This window comes from Prevotella sp. P4-119 (assembly GCF_002251345.1).
GTDB lineage: Bacteria > Bacteroidota > Bacteroidia > Bacteroidales > Bacteroidaceae > Prevotella.
On sequence record NZ_NPJB01000017.1, the window covers coordinates 1 to 23,711 of the forward strand.

Below are 23,711 nucleotides of genomic sequence, written 5' to 3' on the forward strand. Positions count from 1 at the left end.
GTATATAGGACAAGAATCTGTGGCGGACTTGACATTTTTTCTCTCAAACACTGCCCGATTCGGGGAAATGACATTAGGTTTTTTATCCCGACTGGCTTATAATTCGGGGGTTTTATGTAAATTTGCAAAACAATAACAAACAATAGAAATCATTCCCATAGCGTATGAATATCATTATGGTCAGACACACCCGTGTCAATGTTGCACCAGGCACCTGTTATGGTCAGACAGACGTTAGCGTAGCCGATACTTTTCAGCAAGAAGCAGAACAAACAAAAGCACAGCTTGAAACATATTGGAAGGATGGTTTTCCTGATGCTGCATTCACTTCACCACTTACCAGGGCGCGATTGTTGGCAGACTATTGTGGCTTTGCCTCTGCCAACGCCGACAAGCGATTGATGGAAATGAACATGGGCGATTGGGAAATGCAACGCTACGACAACATTACAGACCCCTATCTGCAACAATGGTATGATGATTATCTGCATTTGCCGACACCCAATGGCGAGAGTTTTCCAATGCAGTATCAACGGGTAGCCTCCTTCTTCGACGAATTGAAAGATCACAACTACCATCGGGTGGTCATCTTCGCCCACGGTGGTGTACTTGCCGCAGCTTCCATCTATGCCAAGCTCTATTCCCCAGAAGAGGCATGGAAGCATCAGACACCTTATGGTGGGGTGATAGAATTGAATATCGCCCCATAAAGCGCATCATACAGAACGTAAAAAAGAGTGAAGAACCTGATTCTTCACTCTTCTTTTATGATTTCAACTGTTCTGTTACTGTTTAGCGATAATCTTACCACCCTCTTCAATGGCTTGCATATTCAGCGGAATAAGACCATGATGACGTTCAGGCAACGTTTTGAAAAGAGCTTTCTCTACGCCAGCAGTACTTACAACAGGGGCAACCTTGAGCAGTCCACCCAACACAATCATGTTGAACACCTTGCCGTTTTTCATCTCGGCAGCCTTGTCCATCGCATCAATACGATATACTGTGATGTCGCTACGTGTAGGAGGATTAATGATTCCGAAACTGTCGTATATCAGAATGCCACCAGGTTTGAGTTTTGGTTCAAACTTTTCCAGCGAAGGTTGGTTGAGCACAATGGCAATGTCAAACTTACTGAGGATTGGTGACGATATCTTCTCGTCACTCACAATGACTGTGACATTGGCAGTACCACCACGCTGTTCTGGGCCGTAAGCAGGCATCCATGTCACTTCATTATTGTCCATCAGTCCCGAATAGGCCAGGATTTTACCCATAGAGAGTACACCTTGTCCTCCGAAACCGGATATGATGATTTCTTTTTTCATTGCTTCGTTGTTTATTTCCTGTTGATTGACTAAAGTCCCGTAGTGTCCTTGAGGTCACCCTTTGGATAGTATTTGAACATGTGTTCTTCCATCCATTCGTTAGCGGCCTTAGGTGACATTTTCCATCCACTATTGCAGGTTGATACAATCTCTACAAGACTACTTCCCTTTCCTGCCATCGAAGCTTCGAAAGCCTTACGTATGGCTTTCTTGGCACCACGTATGGCAGCCACAGTTTCCACACTCTGACGAGTCACATAGCATGTGCCTTCGAGTGTAGAAGCAATCTCGGTGATGTGAAGGGGATATCCATGAAGATCAGCCTGACGACCATAAGGACAGGTAGAAGTCTTCATTCCCATCAAGGTAGTAGGCGCCATTTGTCCGCCTGTCATACCATATATAGCATTATTGATGAAGATAATAGCGATATGTTCACCACGATTCAAGGCATGGATGGTCTCACATGTTCCAATACAAGCCAAGTCGCCATCACCTTGATAGGTAAACACAAGACGGTCAGGCCAAAGCCGTTTAACGGCAGTAGCCACAGCAGGAGCACGTCCATGGGCAGCTTCCTGCCAGTCGATGTCCAGATAGTTGTAAGCAAAGACGGCGCATCCCACTGGTGACACGCCAATGGTTTTATCGGCCATACCCATTTCCTCGATGACCTCAGCCACCAACTTATGTACCACACCATGTGAACAACCAGGGCAATAATGCATGTGGTTGTCGTTCATCAGGGTCGGTTTCTGATATACCAGATTCTCCGGTTTAATGATTTCGTTCTCCATAGTTACCTCATCTTCTTTATAGCTTCAACGATTTCCTCTGGCTCGGGAACAATACCTCCCAAGCGACCGAAATGCTCTACAGCGATATCGCCGTTAACAGCCAGGCGCACATCCTGTACCATTTGTCCGGCGTTGATTTCTACCACAAGTACGCCTTTCTTGCCTTTTGCCACTTGAGCGATAGCTTCTGACGGGAATGGCCACAGCGTGATGGGGCGCAACAGTCCCACCTTCAGTCCTTCTTCGCGAGCCATTTCCATAGCTTTCTGTGTCAGACGTGCTGCACTACCGAAGGCCACAACGATAAAATCAGCATCATCACACTGGATGGTTTCATAGCGTACTTCCTTCTCGCGGATGGTCTTATACTTCTCTTGGAGATGAAGATTTCGCAACTCCATAGCCTCAGGTTTGAGTTCGAGCGACGTGATGATATTGGGTTTGCGGTCTTTGGTGCGTCCGATAGTAGCCCAAGGACATTCTTTTCTGATTTCCTCTTCTGTGCGACGCGGTTTGATGGGTGGCAAAACAACCTTTTCCATCATCTGTCCTATCACACCATCAGCCAAAATCATGGCAGGGTTACGATATTTGAAAGCCAGCGTAAATGCGAGATCCACAAAGTCTGCCATTTCCTGAACGCTATCAGGAGCTAAGACGATGGTATTATAGTCACCATTACCTCCTCCACGAGTAGCTTGGAAATAGTCGCCCTGTGAGGGTTGGATGGTTCCCAGTCCGGGTCCTCCGCGTTGCACGTTGATAAACACACCGGGCAGTTCTGCACCAGCCATATAGGTAATACCTTCCTGCATCAATGCGATGCCTGGCGATGATGACGAGGTGAGCACGCGCTTTCCTGCAGCGGCTCCACCATAGATCATATTGATAGACGCCACTTCACTTTCAGCCTGCAACACCACCATACCGGTGGTTTCCCAGGGTTTCAGTTCAGCCAGAGTCTCGATGACCTCACTCTGCGGAGTGATAGGATATCCGAAATATCCGTCAGCACCACAGCGGATGGCAGCATGGGCCAAGGCCTCATTGCCTTTCATGAGTGTTACTTCCTGTTCTACCATAATCTTATCCCTCCATTTTTTGACGATATACAGTAATACAAGCGTCCGGACACACAATGGCGCACGAAGTGCAACCTGTACACTTGTCTATCTGTGCAGGTTCCACATAGGGATAGCCATGCACATTGACACGATTGGCCAATACAATAACGCCTTGTGGACAAGCATTTACACACAGCGCACATCCTTTACAGCGGTCGGTATCAACCACAACAGCTCCTTTAACCTTTGCCATAATTTTTATATTTTATGGGTTATACGAATCCTTGTGATAATAGTTCAGGATATCGTCAAGCATTTGCTTTGCTTCGACAGCAGGACTCTCTGGGTCAATCTCGATGGCTTTCAAGTAATTGTTGATAGCTCCTTGCCAGTCGGCCTGTCTGCGGCAAGCATTACCTTGTTCATAATATTCCTGAGCTGTCATTATTCTCTATTTATAGTATTCCTTCTTACCAGCAGCCAAAGTATTCTTCATCAGCGAGCAGATAGTCATCGGCCCTACTCCACCGGGCACGGGAGTGATAAACGAACACTTAGGTGCTACCTCATCAAACTTGACGTCACCATTAAGACGGAATCCGCTTTTGCGTGTGGCATCAGGTACTCGAGTGGTGCCCACGTCAATAATAACTGCACCAGGCTTCACCATGTCTGCTGTAACGAAGTCGGGACGTCCAATGGCAGCGATGATGATATCAGCATTTCTACATTCCTCTTTGAGGTTCTCCGAATGAGAGTGACAAACAGTAACGGTAGCATCGCCATATTGTTTCTGCATCATGAGTTGTGCCATAGGTTTGCCCACGATATTGCTTCTGCCCAATACGACACACTTCTTGCCACTTGTTTGAACATTATAGCGCTTGAGCAAAGTAATAATGCCCAATGGTGTGGCAGAAATGAAGCAAGGCAATCCAATAGCCATACGTCCTACGTTGACGGGATGGAATCCATCCACATCCTTTCGATAGTCGATGGCTTCAATCACTTTCTGCTCATCAATATGTTTGGGCAATGGCAACTGTACAATGAATCCATCGACATCGGCATCTTTGTTCAACCGATCGACGCACTTCAGCAGTTCCTCTTCAGTAATATTGTCCTCATAGCGGATAAGGGTTGATTTAAATCCACAAGCTTCGCAAGCCAGTACTTTATTTTTCACATAGGTCTCCGAACCACCGTCGTGACCTACCAACACTGCTGCCAAATGAGGTTGCTTACCTCCATTGGCCATGATGCCTTTCACCTCTTCCGCTATTTCAGCCTTAATAGCCGCTGCGGTTGCTTTACCGTCTATCAGTTGCATAAAGTTTATTTCGTTTGAATTGTTATGTTTCTGTGTCCTTTATCTATAAGAACATTAAATCTTGGGCATTCCACCCTTCATGTGGCGCATGGCATTAGCCATCTGCATCATTTTCGAGCTATTGCCGCCTGTCATCATCTTCATCACCTTACGGGTCTGCTCAAACTGTTTGAGCAGGCGGTTCACATCTTCTATCTTTGAACCACTACCCTTTGCTATACGCTGACGACGACTTTGATTGATGATATCTGGGTTTGCACGTTCTTTGGGTGTCATCGACTGAATGATGGCCTCAACACCTTTAAAGGCATTATCATCGATATCCACATCCTTGATAGCTTTTCCTACACCAGGTATCATGGCTGCAAGATCTTTGATATTACCCATTTTCTTGATTTGCTGAATCTGACTCATGAAGTCGTTGAAATCAAACTTGTTCTTGCGAATCTTCTTCTCAAGTTCTTTGGCCTGTTTTTCATCAAACTGTTCCTGAGCACGTTCAACAAGTGATACGATATCACCCATTCCAAGAATACGGTCTGCCATACGATCAGGATGGAATACATCAATAGCTTCCATCTTTTCACCTGTTCCCACAAACTTGATGGGTTTGGTGACAACAGTACGAATGGAAAGGGCAGCACCACCACGGGTGTCACCATCGAGTTTGGTGAGTACTACACCATCGAAGTCTAGCCGATCGTTAAACTCCTTGGCAGTATTAACAGCATCCTGACCCGTCATGGCGTCAACCACGAAGAGCGTTTCATCTGGATTGACAGCCTCTTTGAGCGTAGCTATCTCGTTCATCATCTCCTCATCAACGGCCAAGCGACCAGCAGTATCGATGATGACAACATTATAGTTTTTAGCCTTCGCTTCACGAATGGCATTATTGGCAATCTCTACAACATTTTTATTATCTGGCTCGGAATATACAGGTACACCAACACTCTCGCCCACTACGTGCAACTGCTGGATAGCAGCAGGACGATAGACGTCACATGCCACGAGCAATGGATTCTTATGCTGTTTGTTTTTCAGCATATTAGCAAGTTTTCCGCTGAACGTTGTCTTACCCGAACCTTGCAGACCCGACATCAGCACGATGGCAGGACGATTCTCTAATGTAAGTTCGACAGCTTTACCGCCCATCAGTTCAGCCAGTTCGTCGTGTACAATCTTCACCATCAACTGACTGGGCTTCACAGCAGTCAGCACATTCATACCCATGGCTTTCTGCTTTACACTATCAGTAAAGCTCTTGGCTACCTTATAGTTGACGTCAGCATCCAATAAAGCACGACGCACATCTTTCAAGGTTTCTGCCACGTTTATCTCGGTGATTTTTCCTTCACCTTTCAGTATCTTGAACGAACGTTCAAGTCTTTCACTTAAGTTTTCAAACATATCTTATTACTTATATCTTTGGTGCAAAGATACAAATTAGAACCCGAAATACCAAATTTTACTGCACGTAATGCTTGGGAAAAATACAACCGCCCCTTCTATTTGCACACCACAAAACGGAATGTGCAATATCTGTAATCGAGAATCGCCATCAGAGATGGAAAAGAAAAACGGCCGGCAGCATACCGACCGCTTTCATACTAAACTAAACAAATACTATTACCATTTTTGTGTCTGTGATGTTCTTAACACGTTGCAAAGGTACGCCTATTCTCCCAATGCCACAATACCTAAAAATGAGGGATTAGCCAAACACAAAGCGTATGGACTCATAGATTTGCATGAATAGTATATAGAAAAGTATGAAAGGAGTAATACTACGGAGTCCATCCAACAACGAGTCATAGACATGCCCGATATGACGGATTCGCTCCATTACCGCTCCATATAACATGGATGAGGTGACGATGGAGAATGCCAATACAGGAAGGAGGCTTGAAGCGAATGGCGACGGAAACAGATGTCCGGTAGCGCTCAACAACACGGCATGGGGCAGTATGGTCAGCAAAAGTAATGCCACAGCATAGACCACCAAGAGTCCCAGACTCATCAGCAAGGCACGGCGTTCGCGATAGGTATTGCTGTAGGCCAATACTCCACATCGGCGCAAGCAACCATAAGCCATTCCCATCAACAATATATTCACCATCAATGGCGTTGCCAATATCTCAGAGAAATGTCCGAAAAACCAGCGCAATCCTTCACTAGACAGGAGAGAACGAACTTGATCGTTTGGAAATGCCGCACTCCATATCCACGAAAACAAGATTAACGCCACCTCTGCCATTGCCAAGGTTGTTGCAAAATATGCTAATCGCTTTTTCACCATATCGACATACTCATACTGATTACTCTCTTCACCTCTAATCGGTCAGTTTCATCACTCTGCGTCAGGTTCAAGATTGTCAAGGTCGAGGATACGCAACTCCAAGGCTCTTACCACCAAACGGGTGGCGTTAACACTCTCTCCTTCAGGAAAGAGTTTGTGGACCAGTTCATTCTGTCGCTTCTCCAGACTCTTCACGCCAAAGGGCATTCCCCGCAGGTTGGTAATCTGTTCTTTAGTATAGCCGAGGGCCAGATGACGCAGGAAACGCTCATCATATTCATCAATCTCATAGTTGACCAAAGCCTCTTGACGTACCAGTTGCATGGTAACATCCCGTTTGAAACGCTCAACAATCTTTTTGAGTATAGGTTCGTTGAATACCAGTTGTTTGCCTTCCATCACAGCTCCGACATCTGAACGAGTCAGCAATTCTCCACTTTTAAGAATGATGCCGTCTGCTCCCGCATCGAGTGCATCAACCCATAGTTTCTCATTGAGAATCTCGCCGGTAAAAATCAGCACTTTTACCTCTTTATAGTTTTGTTTGGTCTGACGACAGATTTCCACGCCAACAGTTGTAGAACCTCCAAGTCCGAGGTCAAGCAATACCAAGTCCGGTCTTTGCTGACGGATCAGCTTCCAATAGTCAGCTTCATTGCTTGCCGTACCTATGATGTCGGCTTCAGGAATATCGTTTCTGATGATTCCTTCCGTGCCTTTAAGTTCCAACGGCACATCTTCTACGATAATAAGTTTAAAGTTTTCCATATTTGGGTAATGTTAATTTCACATAAGTTTTACCATCCTCTACTGTTGCCCAAATACCACAACCACGCAAGTTTGTTGTTTCTCCATGATCGCGCACCACCTGTCGGCATAACAGATAAGGTATATGTTCTGAAGAGGAAGGGGTGAAGAGTGTTTCTGCCTCCTCCTTTGAAATATTCATGTGTGGTTGGGTAATAGTAAAGAGCCAATAACGGTTGTCTTTGCTCTCTACACTAACCTCGCTGTCTTTTTGCACCAAGATTTGCCACATCACATTCAGCGCATGGCTATCTCCCAAAACTTGATGACCATAGCAATCGACAGCCTTGAGATGAAGATGGAAGCGTTCCACTTGTCGAAGTGCTTGTTCGCTGAGAATACCATAGAGTTCGCGATAGTAGCTGACCACTTCTGCGAGATTGTTCTGATCATCTGCAGAAGCCAACTGTCGGATGCGGTTGGGATAATACATGGTCTCATGTTTTAGCGTTGACAAACAGTTGTCAAGTACGGCATTGGTAACATGAAGATTGCTACATTCAAGTTCTGCCCGCCGCAATTCGTCATCCGCCAGTTCGATATCTATGCGTTGTTTTTTCTCCCTATTGAACTGTTTATATAGTCGATGCCGATAATATTGCATATAGTAGGCTGGGATGAGAAGCATGAGGATGATGATGAGCAGAATGACCGCGATACGCTTATTAGATTGCGATTGCTGCATTTTTCGGCAATAGTCAGCAAGGGTATTGTCTGCTGAGAGTTCTTTATACAGTTGGGTGTAGGCTTTGTTATTATAAGCATAGAGTTGCCAATCGTGAAGGGCAAGGGCTGCCACCGCACTCTCATTACGAATGTCGAGCACTACTTGATAGTTGACATCAACACTATCGTGCAGCCACGCTATTTCTGGCGATAGTGTGGCACTCTCGTCAATCAGTTTCATGAGCAGGCAGCTGTCAGAGCGTTGTTTGAGATACTGCAAGTTAAGGTATTTCATGCATGAATCTGCAAATTCCAACGTGCGTTCATACGTTCCGTTGATGTTGGAGAAATAGGCTGAGTCTGCATAGATATGAGCCTGATTGCGGTTATATTGAGCGACCATGGTGTTCCACCCTACCATTAGCAACAACAATACTGTGAGCGTACGACGAACTCCTTTGGGCAATCGGAAGGCAAACCTACTCCCCTTTCCTACTGCGCTTTCTGCAGTCAGCGTACAGACGCTGAAGATGCTGCTTATCTTACGGTATTTCTCAATAATACCTTTACAGTTCATCAATCCGAACCCATGCGAGCGTTGTTCTCCTGTTGGCGTTTCGCCCACATGATCTATTACTGGCTTGGCATCGAAGAGATGGTCGAGGGTCTGTTGGTCCATTCCTTTGCCGGTATCGCTAACCGTTACCTCCACGTATGTTTCAGTTTCGCTGGCGCTGACCGTCACGAGTCCATTACGTTCTGTAAACTTCCGGGCATTATCTGCCAACGTATTAAGCATGAAGAGGGTGAGCACTCTGTCGGCCTTGACTACTGCGGTAGTTGGTTCCACTTCGAGTGTCACTTGTTTCATATTGAATCCTGTACGACTATGGGCAACAATATCGAAGAGTCCTTGAAGTGGGAAACTCTCGATATGGAGATTCAGACTGCCTTGACGCAATTGAATCCATTGTGTCAGCACATCATTATATTTATTGATTTGATCGGTCAGTTCCTGAATATAGCCAAGCCGTTCCTGCCGTATCTTGAGCATATTCTGCTGTTCATCAGTCGAAGGTTTAGCATGAGGAGTGTCCCCGAGTCGCTTCACTTCATGGAGAATACGGTCTATGAGTGGTATGATGCTGATGACAAGTGCGACCTTGGCCCGCTGTTCCAAATGCTGTTTTTCGTTGCGCTCCACCCTCATCCATGCTTCTGCAACTTCTTCTTGCTTTTGTTCCAGGATCTCTGTCAGTTGGTTGTCCTGCTTCTGCCTGCGGTTCATGCGGTTGAAGATCCAAAGTAACAGTATCAGCAGGAAGATGGCCACGATAACGGCTATTATCATGACGTTAAGTTGCATGGAAGCCACTTCATACATATTGGCGCGTGCTTCTAATTCACGATCCTGACGAGTGCGTTCCTGTATATCGATATAAACATTGCGGTTATAATCGCTTTGGGGTTTATCGTTGAGAGCCGCATAGGCCACACTCATCTGTTCGCGAATACTTGCCACAAGGTCTGGAGCCTGATTGATGCGTTTGTCTGCCAATGCTTGGTAAAGGTGTTTGAGGGCTTGGCGGTCGTCTCCCATGACATGGTAGCATGTGGCCAGCGTGCGGTGTGCACCTGCAATCTGATAGACATCGCCAAACTGCCGGAACAGCATGAGTGCCTCTTCTGCCAGTTGCAGGTCATTCTGACGTTCTGCCAAAGCCTCTTTGGCGTTGGCTTCAAAGTAGGGATAATGACAACGTTCTGCCATGGAAACACAATGGAAAAGATTTTCTATTTCTTCGTTGGCAATATCTTCGGCTGTTCCCTCTATGATAATACCTCCTGCGCCGATATTGTAGAGGTAATTAAGATACTGTGCTGTGTCGCGACGCACATCATCCTCGTTGATTTGTCGAATGGCATTGGAGGCTTGTCGCTCCAAACCTACATAATAATAGTAGGTGGAATTGACGATGGCCAATTCGCTCTCGGCATAAATCATCCGTCGGGTATCTCTTGGCGAGAGTGCTGCACGCTCTTCGTTGATACGGCGCAAACAGTTTAGTGCTCGTTCGCGATGCTCATAAAAATCACGATTGCGAGAACGACGTTGACAGAGTCGCATCAGTTGCACTTGCGAGACGAGTTGTTCTATCTGATTGTCGGTTAGCGTAGCAGCCTCTGTCAGTTGCTGTTCTGCCTTGGCATAATCCATCCGGACAATATTGGCGAAGGCCAGATTGTTGAGTGCTTCTGCCTTTCCGTCATCGTCATACTGTGCCAGTTGGAGGGCTTTTCGGGCATAATGCTCCACAGAATCCAACGAGCGGTAATGGGCTTCATAGGCCTTGTCGTTGAATTGTTGTACATCTTGCCGTGGAGGAGCCTGACATGAGCTCGTCAGCAGAAGGAGTGCTAATGGTGCAATAAAAAAAACGTAAAGGAGATTAAGAAATGAACTCTCTGCTTTTATCGCATCGTGTTTCATATCTTAATCTCCTTTTGTTTATGATGATAATAAGCCGATGATTTTCTCCTTTTAGCAAAGGGAGTGAGTCATCATGCGCGAGCAGCGGCTACATAGCCAAGTGCTTCCTTGCACTTGTCGGTAACATACTGCCAGTCGCCGGCTTTTACCTTGTCAGCGGGGAAGAGCTTCGAGCCCATACCTACGCAATAGACGCCAGCCTTGAACCATGCTTTGAGGTTTTCGGCTTCTGGAGCCACACCACCTGTAACCATGATTTTTGACCAAGGCATTGGAGCCTTCAGACCTTTTACCATGTTGGGACCTACCACATCGCCAGGGAACACCTTGGTCAGGTCGCATCCCAGTTCCTGGGCTTTACCGATTTCGCTGACTGTCATGCAGCCTGGGCAATAAGGCACAAGGCGGCGGTTGCACACGGGAGCAATTTCGGGATTGAACAATGGACCAACCACGAAGTTGGCACCCAACTGCAGATAAAGAGCTGCTGTGGGAGCGTCAACTACAGAACCGATACCGAGAGCCAGTTCGGGGCACTCTTTATCAGCCCATTTCACGAGTTCACCAAAAATCTCGTGGGCGAAATCGCCACGGTTGGTAAATTCGAATGCACGGACACCACCTTCGTAGCAGGCTTTTACCACATTCTTACAAACCTCAAGGTCTTTATTGTAGAATACAGGAACCATTCCTGTATCGCCGATTTTCTTCAGTACGGCTATCTTATCAAATTTACTCATAATGATTGCTATGATTAGAATGATTAGCGCTGAACACGTCCGTTGGCATTTCCGCCAGCCAAAGCCTCTACCTCGTCAGCACTTACAAGGTTGAAGTCGCCGTTGATAGTATGCTTCAGAGCTGAAGCAGCTACTGCAAACTCAAGGGCTTCACCCTGAGTTTTCTTGGTGAGCAGACCATGGATCAGACCACCAGAGAATGAGTCGCCACCACCTACGCGGTCGATGATGGGGTTGATCTCATAACGCTTCGACTGATAGAACTCCTTGCCATCGTAGATCAAAGCTTTCCAACCGTTGAAGGTTGCTGAGTAAGACTCACGAAGAGTAGATACTACATATTTGAAGCCGAAAGTTTCCTTCATCTGCTTGAAGATAGTCTCATAACCTGAAGCATCGGTCTTTCCACCTTCTACATCGGCATCGGGTTTGAATCCGAGACAGAGTTCTGCGTCTTCCTCGTTACCAATACATACATCAACATACTGCATAAGTGGACGCATGATAGAGATTGCTTTCTCTGAGGTCCAGAGCTTCTTACGGAAGTTCAGGTCAACAGAAACGGTCACTCCGTGACGCTTAGCAGCCTCACAAGCCAGACGGGTCAGCTCGGCAGCTTTGTCAGAAATGGCAGGAGTAATGCCTGACCAATGGAACCACTGAGCACCTTCCATGATTTTATCAAAGTCGAAATCGGATGCATCAGCCTCGGCAATAGCGCTGTTGGCACGGTCGTAGATAACCTTTGATGGGCGCATAGAAGCACCAGTCTCTGCATAGTAAAGACCGACACGGTCACCACCGCGAGCCACAAATTCGGTATTCACGCCATAGCGGCGCAGTGCGTTAACGGCAATCTGACCAATCTCGTGCTTGGGCAGTTTGCTGACAAAATAGGCTTCATGACCATAGTTGGCCACTGAGATTGCCACATTAGCCTCACCTCCACCGGGGATGATGCGGAATGATTCACTCTGAATGAAACGGTCGTTGCCGTTGGGTGACAGGCGAAGCATAATTTCGCCCAATGTTACGATTTTTGCCATTTGTTTTAGTAATTATCTGCTGTTTGATATTTTGTTTGCAAAAGTACATATTAAATTTCAAACGTGCAAATTCTATACTGTTTTTTCGATTTAAATATGCCGTAAACGTTTTAGTCTGACCTTTTTTTGCCCCTAAAGACGGCAGAAACAGACTATAAGAGTCATGCTATTCCGTATTGGTTATCATATACCTATTTTATATATATGTTTCAGAGTTTCTTCAGCACTTGATAGAATTTCTTCAGAACATCCACAATACCTTTATACAACTTTCGCATGATTCCGCCACAGCTTGCCACTCTTCATTTCTTACCATCAAACTCCCATTATCGTCTGTTATTTCTTGGGACTTACTTAGGACTCACTTAGGACTTATCGCTTGTAAACATCCCGAAGCCATTCCCAAGGCATCCCGAAGCCGAGAGCAAAGGCTTAAGTTTACTTTAAGACTATGCCGAGGCGAAAATGGCTCGACCAAAGGTCAAGGCATCCCGAAGCCGAGAGCAAAGGCTTAAGTTTACTTTAAGACTATGCCGAGGCGAAGATGGCTCGACCAAAGGTCAAGGCATCCCGAAGCCGAGAGCAAAGGCTTAAGTTTACTTTAAGACTATGCCGAGGCGAAAATGGCTCGACCAAAGGTCAAGGCATCCAGAAGCCGAGAGCAAAGGCTAAAAATCGGTAATATATAACCACTCAATCCCTCCCCCACAACCAAACATGATACTATTATGCCATTTTCTGATACCAAGGACAGACTACATCTTAAGAAACAGACAAAGAAAAACGAGTTTTCTTTTTGTATTTTGAGCGAATTACATTACCTTTGCAACAACTATGGATACAGGCAAAATAAGAATCAAGGATATTGCCGAACGTGCTGGCGTCAGCGTCGGCACGGTCGATAGGGTGCTCCATAAGCGTCCCAACGTGTCGAAAAGCGCACTCGAGAAAGTAGAAAAGGCTTTAGCAGAAATGGACTACAAGCCCAATATGTATGCCTCTGCACTGGCGTACAACAAGTCGTACCAATTCTTTTGCATCCTTCCCAAACACGAATCGGAAGCATATTGGGACGAAGTGGAAGAAGGCACCCTGGCAGCATGCGAACGCTTCCGTGACTTCAGAGTCTCGGTCAAACTGCTCTATTACAATAGGTTTGCGACAGACACTTTTGAAAAGGTTATGGACGAATGTCTCAAGGAAGAACCAGACGGCATCATCATGGTGCCGACAAAAATCGACGTCATGCGCAAATACTGCGACTTGATTCACCAATGGCAGATTCCATTCGTACTACTCGACTCATACATGCCGGACCTCAAACCGCTGACATTCTTCGGACAAGACTCATTCTCCAGCGGATATTTTGCAGCACGCATGCTCATGATGCTCGCTCCTCACGAGACAGAAATCATGCTGATGAAACAAATGCGCAACGGCAACGTGGCATCAAAACAACAAGAAAACCGAGAAACGGGATTCCGACACTACATGCACGACCATTTCCCTGATGTAACGATTACAGAAGTTAACCTGTCACTCGACACCGAACGCGAACAATACGATGATATTCTCGAAGAATTCTTCACCTCGCATCCACTCATACACCATTGCATCACCTTTAATTCGAAGGCACATCTGGTAGGAGAATTTCTACTACGCTCCAACAGAAGAAACGTGCAGATTATGGGATACGACATGGTGCCCAAGAATGCTGAATGCGTACGCCAGGGAAGCATCTCATTTCTTATCGCACAGCATGGATTCATGCAAGGATACACCTGTGTCGATGCACTTTTCCGAGCCATCGTACTGAAAAAAAAGGTGGAACCCATCAATTATATGCCCATCGAACTCCTCACCAAGGAGAATATCGACTTCTACCGACGTAACAACATCGGATAAACAGCTTCAGAAAACAAACTAAACTACTATACAAAATGAAACCACTCAAGACTTATCTCAAAATCAATCCAGCCGACTCGGTTGTAGTATGTCTCGAAGCCAAACAGAAAGGCGACATCATCGAAATCGACGACCAACAGATTTTCGTCAATCAAGACACTCCTGCCGGACACAAAGTGCTCATCAAGGATGTGAAACAAGGCGAAGACATCATCAAATACGGCTACCCTATCGGACATGCAAAGACTGACCTAAAAGCAGGCGACTGGGTAAACGAAAACAATCTGAAAACAAACCTCAGCGGAACACTTGAATACACCTATCAACCCGTTGATGCAACACTCAATATTGCCGACGAACACCGCACCTTCAAAGGTTATCTACGCAAAAACGGCGACGTAGGCGTACGAAACGAAATATGGATCGTTCCGACCGTGGGATGCGTCAACGGAATTGCAGAACAACTGGCACACAGACTGCAAGCAGAAACCCACTGCGAAGGTATTGACGCCATTTGGACTTGGCACCACAATTTCGGATGCTCACAACTCTCAGACGATCACGAGAATACTCGAAAAGTGCTACGCGACATCTGCCTACACCCCAATGCAGGTGGTGTACTCGTACTCAGTCTCGGATGTGAGAACAATCAACCCGAAGACTTCATGGCTATGTTGGGAGACTACGACAAAGACCGCATCAAACTGCTTGTCACACAACGTGTTGAAGGAGACGAAGTAGAAGCCGCCATGCAGGAACTACGCCAACTCTATCAAAACGCACGTCAGGACAAGCGCGTTGACGTACCCGTCAGCAAGCTCCGCATCGGACTGAAATGCGGTGGTAGCGACGGATTCAGCGGAATCACAGCCAACCCACTCGTGGGAGAATTCAGCGACTGGCTCGTAGCACAAGGCGGAACAAGCGTTCTGACAGAAGTTCCTGAAATGTTTGGAGCAGAAACCATTCTCATGAACCGCTGCAAAACTCCAGAACTCTTCCAGCAAACCGTTTCTATGGTCAACAACTTCAAAGAGTATTTCCTCGCACACGGAGAACCCGTAGGAGAAAACCCAAGCCCAGGAAACAAAGCAGGAGGCATTTCCACCCTCGAAGACAAAGCATTAGGATGCACACAAAAATGCGGAAAAGCACCTGTGAGCGGCGTCATGGAATACGGAGACCGACTGCAACACGACGGACTCAACCTGCTTTCTGCACCAGGAAACGACCTCGTTGCATCTACCGCTCTGGCTGCCAGCGGTTGCCATATCGTACTCTTCACTACCGGACGCGGAACACCATTCGGCACTTTCGTACCCACCATGAAGATTGCCACCAACCCCACTTTGGCAAAAAACAAACCACATTGGGTAGATTTCTCTGCCGGACAACTCATAGAAGGACGCACCATGCAAGAACTGCTGCCTGAATTCATCGACAAAGTACTGGCTGTGGCAAGCGGACAACAGGCACGAAACGAAGAACATGGCTATCGCGAAATATCCATCTTCAAAAATGGAGTTACGTTATAATAAAAGTATAATCACAAAAAAGGTGTAACACAATCGTGAAAAAAGGCATCATTGCACTATCACCACTATTGGTGTTCATCGTCCTATATCTAGTCACGAGTATCATTGCTCGTGACTTTTACAAAGTGCCCATCACCGTGGCTTTCATGGTGGCCTCTATCTATGCGGTCATTATGGCAGGAGGAATCCCACTACGCAAACGCATAGACATCTACAGCCGAGGAGCAGGAACAGGACAGATGATGCTGATGATATGGATTTTTATCTTGGCAGGAGCCTTTGCCAATAGCGCAAAGGCCATGGGATCTATCGACGCTACCGTCAATTTAGCACTTACACTACTGCCCGCCAACATGCTGCTGGCAGGACTGTTTCTGGCGGCTTGCTTCATTTCGCTCTCTGTGGGAACAAGCGTAGGCACAATCGTCGCCCTGACCCCTATTGCAGCAGGCGTTGCCAGTCAGACCGGTACAGCACTACCACTCATGGTGGCAGTCGTAGTTGGCGGTTCGTTCTTCGGCGACAACCTCTCATTCATATCCGACACGACAATTGTTGCTACCTCAACCCAAGGTTGCAGACTCTCAGACAAATTCCGAGTCAACTCCTATATCGTCATTCCTGCAGCCATCGCTATCCTCGCCATATATGTGGTCATGGGACTCCATACTCAGGCACCACAAAAGGTAGGACCAGTATCGCTACTAAAGGTTATACCATACCTCGTCGTTCTGCTGACAGCAGTTTGCGGAATGAACGTCATGGCAGTACTCACGCTGGGCATCGCACTCACAGGAGCCATAGGCCTTATCGACGGATCGTTTGACTTCTACGGATGGATGGGATCCATGGGGCAAGGTATCATGGGAATGGGTGAACTCATCATTATCACCATGATGGCAGGAGGCCTGCTGGAAATCATCAAACACCAGGGAGGAATAGACTTCCTTATCCAGCGCATGACGCGTCATATCCACACCAAACGGGGAGCAGAACTCGCTATCGCCGCTCTGGTATCGCTCGTTGACCTCTGTACAGCCAATAATACCGTGGCAATCATTACAGTAGGAGGTATTGCCAAGCAAATAGGAGACCGTTTCGGAGTAGATAATCGGAAATGCGCATCCATACTCGACACCTTCTCATGCATGATGCAGGGACTTATACCCTATGGAGCACAAATGCTAATGGCTGCAGGACTGGCTGCACTCAACCCCATCAGCATTCTGCCTTATCTCTATTATCCAATGGCAATCGGCTTTACTGCCCTACTCGCCATCTTGTTGCGTTATCCTAAACACGTATCCTGATTATGAACATCATCCAGCGCAATTGTATCCGTCTGCTACGCGAAGGGGCTTTCAACGAGCATCTGACGCTTGAACCCATGTCGGCATGGAAATGGGAACGCGCACTCGTCTTTGCACAAATCCATGATATTACACCATGGGTATTTGACGGAATACGACAGTCTGCCGATGACTTCTTCCTACGTCTTGACGCAAGTCTATTGGCCAACTGGCAACAAGCAACTATTCATGCCGTTTCAGAGCAAGCAGAAGCCGATATCGACAAACAAGAAACCGAAGAACAACGGTTGTCCAATCCCCTACTCAACAGAAAACTGCGCCGACTGCTCCAACAAGCTGAAAAGGAAATATCAATAGAAAGCCTGCAAGCTACTAAGGCTTTCATGCTACGGTTGGTAGGAATCTCGCGCAACCTACTCACACAAGGCATACATCTACGGCGCTTCGTAGAACTGGCCATCTATCTACGAACCACACGCGACAACATCGACTATGAACACATCCGTTCATGGATAACACAACTCTACATGGAACATGTTGCCAGTCTGACAGCTTCCGTATTGGTCAGTCTCTTCGACTTCGATGCCGGCAATATCCCATTTGCAGAGGCATCTTCACCCAAAGAAGCACAGCAACTGATACGCGAATTCATGAAGATTTCAGGCAACGAACTCGATGAATGGTACTTCACACAAGGAGACCATGTCTTTGTCGGCACCAACAATTCCAGTTCTCTTATCTGGCACGTGAGACACTCCTTCAGATACATGTATGTTTTCCCACAAGAGTCACCATTCAATCTTTTGGGAAACTTCATCCATTCCCTATCGCATATCGAAGAATAATCGAATCTGAATATCAGAAATTCCGTTTGATGTAAACGAATCTGAAAAAAAACATATACCTTTGCATCAATCTTGGTAAACCGACCGACGAATCCCCATAGGTTAACGCCATAGAAATGATCACAATTAAATATTATTATTAAAAAACAATTAATCATATGGAAACTAAAGAATTCAACTACTCAGGCATGTGTCTCAACGGTATCATAATGCTCGTGCTCAATCTGTTATGCTTCTTCGGAGGTATTGCATTAGTCATTACAGCCATCAGCATGGAAGAATGGGAACTCGCCTGCTCCATCACCAGCGGTATTGCCGGAGGACTTCTTATACTACTCTCGCTTATCATGGCAGGAGGATTCATCCTCGTAGAACCGGGAGAAGCTCGTGTCCTGATGTTTTTCGGCAAATACAAAGGAACCTTCACCAAGGCCGGTTTCTATTGGATACACCCCTTCATAAACCAAAAGAAACTATCACTCCGAGCACGTAACCTTGATGGGAAACCCATTAAGGTAAACGATAAAACGGGAAATCCTGTAATGATTGGAATGGTACTGGTATGGAAGCTGAAAGATACCTATAAAGCCATGTTTGAAATTGACTCACAGACCATGGCAAGCCAACAAACACAAGGAATCGCTACCGCAGCAGGAATCATGAACGCCTTCGAACTCTTCGTAAGCATTCAAGCAGATGCCGCCCTACGACAAGTGGCTGGACAATATGCTTATGACAACGAAAACAACAACACCCAAGAGCTGACACTACGCGACGGAAGCGATGAAATCAACAAACAACTGGAAGCACATATCGACGAACGACTGGCGATGGCTGGCATAGAAGTAATTGAAGCACGAATCAACTATCTGGCTTATGCACCGGAAATTGCTGCCGTGATGCTGCGTCGCCAACAAGCTACAGCCATTATTGCTGCACGCGAAAAGATTGTAGAAGGGGCCGTATCAATGGTTAAAATGGCACTCGACAAACTAAACAACGAGGGAGTAATGACACTTGACGACGACAAAAAAGCAGCGATGGTGAGCAATCTGCTTGTCGTACTCTGTAGCGATGATGCTGCCCAACCCGTGGTAAATACCAGCGCATCCAACTAAAGAAGTCCTCACACGAACATACCATTAATTACGCATTCCTGATGAAAAATCATCAGGAATGCGTAATTTTGCATACGAAAAACTATAAAAAACAAGCTATATGAAGAATTTCAACTATTATGCTCCAACACAAGTTGCGTTTGGTCGCAATACAGAAAGCCAAGTGGCAGAACTCGTAAAAAAACACGGAGGTTCAAAGGTTTTAATACATTATGGCGGACAAAGCGCCATACGCTCTGGCCTCTTGGCGAAAGTAGAACAGATCCTCACAGAAGCAGGAATAGCATACGTAAAACTGGGAGGCGTAAAACCCAACCCACGTCTTTCACTCGTAAGAAAGGGCATAGAACTCTGTAAGGAGGAAAATGTAGATTTTCTCCTTGCCGTAGGCGGAGGATCTGTCATTGACTCCTGCAAAGCCATATCATCTGGACGATTCTACCTAGGTGATGTATGGACACTATACGAGCACAAGGATCACGCAACACAATATCTTCCTATCGGCTGTATCCTGACTATCCCCGCAGCTGGCAGCGAGATGAGCAACGGCTCGGTAATCACCAATGATGAGGTAGAGAGCTGGCTCAAAAAAGACTATTGCGTAGATGAGTTCAGATGCAAATTTGCCATCATGAACCCAGAACTGACATTCACACTCCCTGCTTGGCAAACAGCATGCGGTATCACAGACATGATGATGCACACCATGGAACGCTATTTCAGCAAAGATGATGACATGGAAACAACTGATGCCATTGCAGAGGCTATACTACGCACTTGCATGAAAGAAGGGCCTTTGGCATTAGCCAACCCTACCGACTATACCTGTCGGGCAAATATCATGTGGGCAGGTACTCTGGCACACAACGACCTCACAGGATGTGGAACAACAGGCGACTGGGCTACTCACAATATTGAGCATGAGCTCTCTGGACTGTTTGACGTGAGCCATGGAGCAGGACTTGCGGCAGTTTGGGGGAGCTGGGCTCGATACACTCGCAACGAGAACCTTCCTCGCTTTGCACGCTTCGCCCACAACGTAATGGGCATCGATACCACTAATATGAGCGATATGGAGGCTTCTGAAACGGGTATCAAAGCGATGGAGCAGTTTTTCCGCTCAATAGGTATGCCAACAGACATACATACTCTCGTTGGCAAAGATATCACCGATGCAGAAATTGAAGAAATGGCACAGAAATGCACCAATGGAGACACCACCACTATCGGTGGACTGAAAATACTTCATGCTGCTGACATCGTGAAAATCTACCAAATGGCCAAGTAATTTCTGTAGAATAAACCACTATCCGCAGAAATGTGCCATTTCATGGCGAGAAAACTTAGGCAGAAAGCCACAAGAATCAAGAATTGACAAGCACATGGCTACAAGCATTTACGCCATACTAAGAAGACCCTTCTATCATATATGCAGGAAGGGTCTTCTTTTTTGCGCGCATTATAGACTCCAGAAGATGTCTCTGTAGGGCCTTTACAAAACCTGAAGGACCTATCAAATGCCCCATTTGTCCGCAGATATCATAATATTTGTTGTCCGAATACATCAATGAGACTTCATGTAAGTGAGTTGCCAAGGCCGGTATTACCATCGGAACAAGCGGTTCTCGCATCTCACGAGACGCCTGGGAGAGGATAAATTTGATAAAATGAGTGCCCCTACCAGTGTTTAGCATCGTTGGAGCGGTAGTACTAAAAATATCGTAAGTCATTGATAATTAATTTTTTAATCATTTAAATTACTTGTTACTTGTTGTGCCGTAATCTCAATCTCAGTTCTCTCAATTAAAAAAAACATACCCCCTAACTTTACTTTCTTATATATATATTATTGATTATTAAATAGTTATAAGTATATAAAGAAGGGGGTTTCGTTTTTCATGTGACTATTTTATAATTGAGATAACTGTGATTGAGATTCTTTCTCTATCGAAAACGACCTGTCAATCGGGTGATGAAGTGGCAGGATTTCCCTCTCCTTGGCGTCAAGGCCATATAAACTGGTTTCCGCCTTGTGAAGCAAGTTCATTTATGGGTAGTAAACATTTTGATAAAAATGTCCTCAAATCGCAAGAAACGTATGATTGGTTTTTGGGGATGTTGTATCTTTGCAACGTGGTTCAAGAGAGAATCACTCATCGCACAAAACATTCCGTCCGCACACAGTCGTAGTCAACTCCTAAGTAAGTCACAAGTGACTCCGCACTAAGTCCCAATATTTAGCGGACAATGATGTGACAAAGATGGGAGAAACAAGGAACAGAACAGGAGAATACCACGATGTGGGAATGTGGAGAGCGAGAAAATATCACATCATGAAACAACAAAACCCGAACATATCCCGATGATGACCCGAACACACAGGGAAGCAATAGTATGATATGAAAGTTAAGCCAAATGAGCAGAGTTAAGTTCACTTGAACTATGCCATGGCGAGAAAAGGTGCCATGAAATGGAACGTTTCTGCGGACTGTTTTTACCTATCAACTCAAAATGGGAAAAGCAATGGAAGAATTATCGTCATGACAATGCCTATGATAATCTGCAAAGGCAATCCCACGATAATATAATCCATAAAAGTATATCGACCGGCTTTCATCACCAAAGCATTGGGAGGGGTTGAAAATGGCGATGCAAAACACATACTGGCTCCCAATGTTACGGCAAACATGAATGAGTATGGACTCACTCCGATTTGTTGGGCTGCAGTAAGGGCAATAGGAGCCATCAATACCGCCGTTGCTGTATTGCTAATAAACATAGTCATCAATGAAGTGGTGAAATACATACCTGCCAATAAGGCATAAGGACCTAACGCTCCCAGACTCCTTACTAGATTTTCAGACACTATCTGTGACACACCCGTCTTTTCCAAAGCAATTGACATAGGCATCATACTTGCAATCAACATAACGCTCTCCCAATTGATGGTCTTATACGCAGCATCCACACTTCGGAAACAACCTGCAAAAACCATCAGCAAGGCTGCTGACACAACCGCAACCACAGGCGCTATGGGAATGAAATCGAACACCATCATCACGATCATCAAAAGCATGATAGCTGCAGCTACTGGTGCCTTGTAATCAAGGGAAACCCTCTCCATCAACTTGTCAGGACGACCTAATACTACCCAGTTTTCATTTTCGTGGTTCATCTGCATGATTTTTTCCCACTGACCCTGCACCAACAGGATGTCACCGTTTTGCAAGCGATGTTCACTGAGTTCTTCCTTAATATACTTCTTATCTCTGTGAATACTGAGAATATTGACCGAGTAATCCTCACGCAGACGGGAATCCCTGATACGGGTTCCGATAAGGCGCGAGGTGGGAAGTACTACAATCTCAGAAATGCCTATATCATAGAAATCAAGTCGGTCGGTTGACATGCTGACAAGATGACACTCACGGGCAAATGTCTCCATTGCCTGTTTGTCGCCATAGAAATATAAGATGTCACCCTGCACTATCATAGTGTCCGCCCAAGCCATATTCTGACGGATTTCCTTGCCCAACGCGTTCTTCGTTTCATTGCGTATTTCAAGTATCGTCAATCCATACTTATTCTGCAAGTCCAAATCTTGCACTCGCATGCCAGCCAATCCTCCTTTGTTGTTGCCTACACTATACTTATAGATATTTTCATGAAGCTGATACTGAACTGCCAAATCATCAACGCTCTTGCCTTGACCACCGTTTTGATGTTTGCCTTTCTTCTTAATGAGCAACAAACTCATTGGCAACAATACAGCCAGACCGATAGCAATCACAATAACACCAACTGGGAAAAAAGAAAAGAACTTCAACGGAGCATAACCATTCTCTTCAAGTGTTTCACTAATAACAAGGTTAGGAGGAGTACCTATCAATGTCAGCATACCACCAAGACTACCAGCAAAGGCAACTGGCATTAACAGACGCGACGAACGTATGCCGGAACTTGCAGCCATACTCATAATGATGGGCATCATAATAGCAACCGTTCCTGTATTGCTCACAAAAGCACCAATAATAGAAGTGGCCAATACCACATATATCAAAGCTCTGGTCTCATTACCTTTAGCCATTTTCGAAATGCTATTACCTGCCGATTGAGCTAATCCGGTTTGCAATATTGCTCCACCAACGACAAAAAGTCCCACCATCATGATAAGAATTGGCGATGAAAAACCACTTAGTGCTTCACTTGTTGTTAGAACACCTGTTGCAGTAAGAACCATGAGAGAAGATAAGGCAACAATATCGCCACGCACCCTTCCCCAGATAAACATGGCTATAGTTATAATCAATACAATTATAGTTATGGTCATGAATCTATTATATTTTGTTATTCTACAAAGATACTACAATATCACAAGACATACGAAAATACCATAAAGCTACAACCATAATATTAACCAAAGTTAACAT

General features: G+C 45.7%; 20 protein-coding genes. 7 read left to right on the top strand and 13 right to left on the bottom strand.

Translation table 11 applies throughout. The features are described 5' to 3' along the window. The first annotated feature begins 164 nt into the window (after positions 1 to 164). Positions 165 to 710 (top strand): alpha-ribazole phosphatase, encoded by a 546-nt coding sequence (gene cobC, locus CIK89_RS01450; protein ID WP_094389660.1) that lies wholly within the window; start codon positions 165 to 167, stop codon positions 708 to 710. Positions 711 to 785: 75 nt separating this feature from the next. Here the strand turns inward: cobC and CIK89_RS01455 are convergent, their stop codons facing one another. From CIK89_RS01455 to CIK89_RS01510, 12 genes are all read right to left on the bottom strand, one after another. Beyond that, positions 786 to 1,328, bottom strand: coding sequence for a 2-oxoacid:acceptor oxidoreductase family protein (locus tag CIK89_RS01455; RefSeq protein ID WP_094389661.1), 543 nt, complete (start codon positions 1,326 to 1,328; stop codon positions 786 to 788). A 29-nt stretch (positions 1,329 to 1,357) separates the two neighbouring features. Next, complete coding sequence (locus CIK89_RS01460; protein ID WP_094389662.1) at positions 1,358 to 2,125, bottom strand: thiamine pyrophosphate-dependent enzyme; 768 nt, start codon at positions 2,123 to 2,125, stop codon at positions 1,358 to 1,360. Between the two features lie 2 nt (positions 2,126 to 2,127). Continuing rightward, a complete protein-coding gene (locus CIK89_RS01465; RefSeq protein WP_094389663.1) occupies positions 2,128 to 3,207 on the bottom strand; it encodes a 3-methyl-2-oxobutanoate dehydrogenase subunit VorB in 1,080 nt (359 codons plus the stop codon). Positions 3,208 to 3,211: 4 nt separating this feature from the next. Continuing rightward, positions 3,212 to 3,442 (bottom strand): 4Fe-4S binding protein, encoded by a 231-nt coding sequence (locus CIK89_RS01470; protein ID WP_094389664.1) that lies wholly within the window; start codon positions 3,440 to 3,442, stop codon positions 3,212 to 3,214. Between the two features lie 12 nt (positions 3,443 to 3,454). Continuing rightward, positions 3,455 to 3,634, bottom strand: a complete 180-nt coding sequence (locus CIK89_RS01475; RefSeq protein WP_094389665.1) for a tetratricopeptide repeat protein — start codon at positions 3,632 to 3,634, stop codon at positions 3,455 to 3,457. A 6-nt stretch (positions 3,635 to 3,640) separates the two neighbouring features. Next, a complete protein-coding gene (gene folD, locus CIK89_RS01480) occupies positions 3,641 to 4,519 on the bottom strand; it encodes a bifunctional methylenetetrahydrofolate dehydrogenase/methenyltetrahydrofolate cyclohydrolase FolD (RefSeq protein ID WP_094389666.1) in 879 nt (292 codons plus the stop codon). A gap of 54 nt (positions 4,520 to 4,573) precedes the next feature. Further along, positions 4,574 to 5,929, bottom strand: a complete 1,356-nt coding sequence (ffh, locus tag CIK89_RS01485; protein WP_094389667.1) for a signal recognition particle protein — start codon at positions 5,927 to 5,929, stop codon at positions 4,574 to 4,576. A gap of 304 nt (positions 5,930 to 6,233) precedes the next feature. Continuing rightward, positions 6,234 to 6,818: an AbgT family transporter gene (locus CIK89_RS01490; protein ID WP_144007286.1), complete on the bottom strand. Its 585-nt coding sequence runs from the start codon at positions 6,816 to 6,818 to the stop codon at positions 6,234 to 6,236. A 51-nt stretch (positions 6,819 to 6,869) separates the two neighbouring features. Further along, entirely contained in the window at positions 6,870 to 7,586 is a 717-nt protein-coding gene (locus CIK89_RS01495) for a DUF5932 domain-containing protein (RefSeq protein ID WP_094389669.1), read from the bottom strand. Beyond that, a complete protein-coding gene (locus CIK89_RS01500; protein ID WP_094389670.1) occupies positions 7,573 to 10,782 on the bottom strand; it encodes a DUF5112 domain-containing protein in 3,210 nt (1,069 codons plus the stop codon). Before CIK89_RS01500 ends, CIK89_RS01495 begins: the two co-directional genes overlap by 14 nt. Before the next feature lie 71 nt (positions 10,783 to 10,853). Next, on the bottom strand, positions 10,854 to 11,522 hold the full coding sequence (locus CIK89_RS01505) for a bifunctional 4-hydroxy-2-oxoglutarate aldolase/2-dehydro-3-deoxy-phosphogluconate aldolase (RefSeq protein WP_094389671.1): 669 nt from the start codon (positions 11,520 to 11,522) through the stop codon (positions 10,854 to 10,856). Positions 11,523 to 11,545: 23 nt separating this feature from the next. Beyond that, positions 11,546 to 12,568: a sugar kinase gene (locus tag CIK89_RS01510; RefSeq protein ID WP_094389672.1), complete on the bottom strand. Its 1,023-nt coding sequence runs from the start codon at positions 12,566 to 12,568 to the stop codon at positions 11,546 to 11,548. Between the two features lie 834 nt (positions 12,569 to 13,402). Between CIK89_RS01510 and CIK89_RS01515 the strand changes: the two genes are divergently transcribed. The 6 genes from CIK89_RS01515 to CIK89_RS01540 all read left to right on the top strand — a co-directional run bounded on the left by CIK89_RS01515 (position 13,403) and on the right by CIK89_RS01540 (position 20,569). Continuing rightward, positions 13,403 to 14,473 carry a LacI family DNA-binding transcriptional regulator gene (locus CIK89_RS01515; protein WP_094389673.1) on the top strand — a complete coding sequence of 357 codons (1,071 nt, stop codon included), beginning with the start codon at positions 13,403 to 13,405 and terminating at the stop codon, positions 14,471 to 14,473. A 35-nt stretch (positions 14,474 to 14,508) separates the two neighbouring features. Beyond that, on the top strand, positions 14,509 to 16,008 hold the full coding sequence (locus CIK89_RS01520; RefSeq protein ID WP_094389674.1) for a UxaA family hydrolase: 1,500 nt from the start codon (positions 14,509 to 14,511) through the stop codon (positions 16,006 to 16,008). A 35-nt stretch (positions 16,009 to 16,043) separates the two neighbouring features. Continuing rightward, positions 16,044 to 17,318 carry a Na+/H+ antiporter NhaC family protein gene (locus tag CIK89_RS01525; RefSeq protein WP_094389675.1) on the top strand — a complete coding sequence of 425 codons (1,275 nt, stop codon included), beginning with the start codon at positions 16,044 to 16,046 and terminating at the stop codon, positions 17,316 to 17,318. A gap of 2 nt (positions 17,319 to 17,320) precedes the next feature. Continuing rightward, on the top strand, positions 17,321 to 18,163 hold the full coding sequence (locus CIK89_RS01530) for a hypothetical protein (RefSeq protein WP_094389676.1): 843 nt from the start codon (positions 17,321 to 17,323) through the stop codon (positions 18,161 to 18,163). A gap of 158 nt (positions 18,164 to 18,321) precedes the next feature. Then, positions 18,322 to 19,281: an SPFH domain-containing protein gene (locus CIK89_RS01535; RefSeq protein WP_094389677.1), complete on the top strand. Its 960-nt coding sequence runs from the start codon at positions 18,322 to 18,324 to the stop codon at positions 19,279 to 19,281. A gap of 100 nt (positions 19,282 to 19,381) precedes the next feature. Beyond that, positions 19,382 to 20,569, top strand: coding sequence for an iron-containing alcohol dehydrogenase (locus CIK89_RS01540; protein WP_094389678.1), 1,188 nt, complete (start codon positions 19,382 to 19,384; stop codon positions 20,567 to 20,569). A gap of 1,218 nt (positions 20,570 to 21,787) precedes the next feature. Here CIK89_RS01540 and CIK89_RS01550 read toward each other — a convergent pair. Beyond that, positions 21,788 to 23,611: an SLC13 family permease gene (locus tag CIK89_RS01550; protein ID WP_094389680.1), complete on the bottom strand. Its 1,824-nt coding sequence runs from the start codon at positions 23,609 to 23,611 to the stop codon at positions 21,788 to 21,790. Between the last annotated feature and the right edge of the window lie 100 nt (positions 23,612 to 23,711).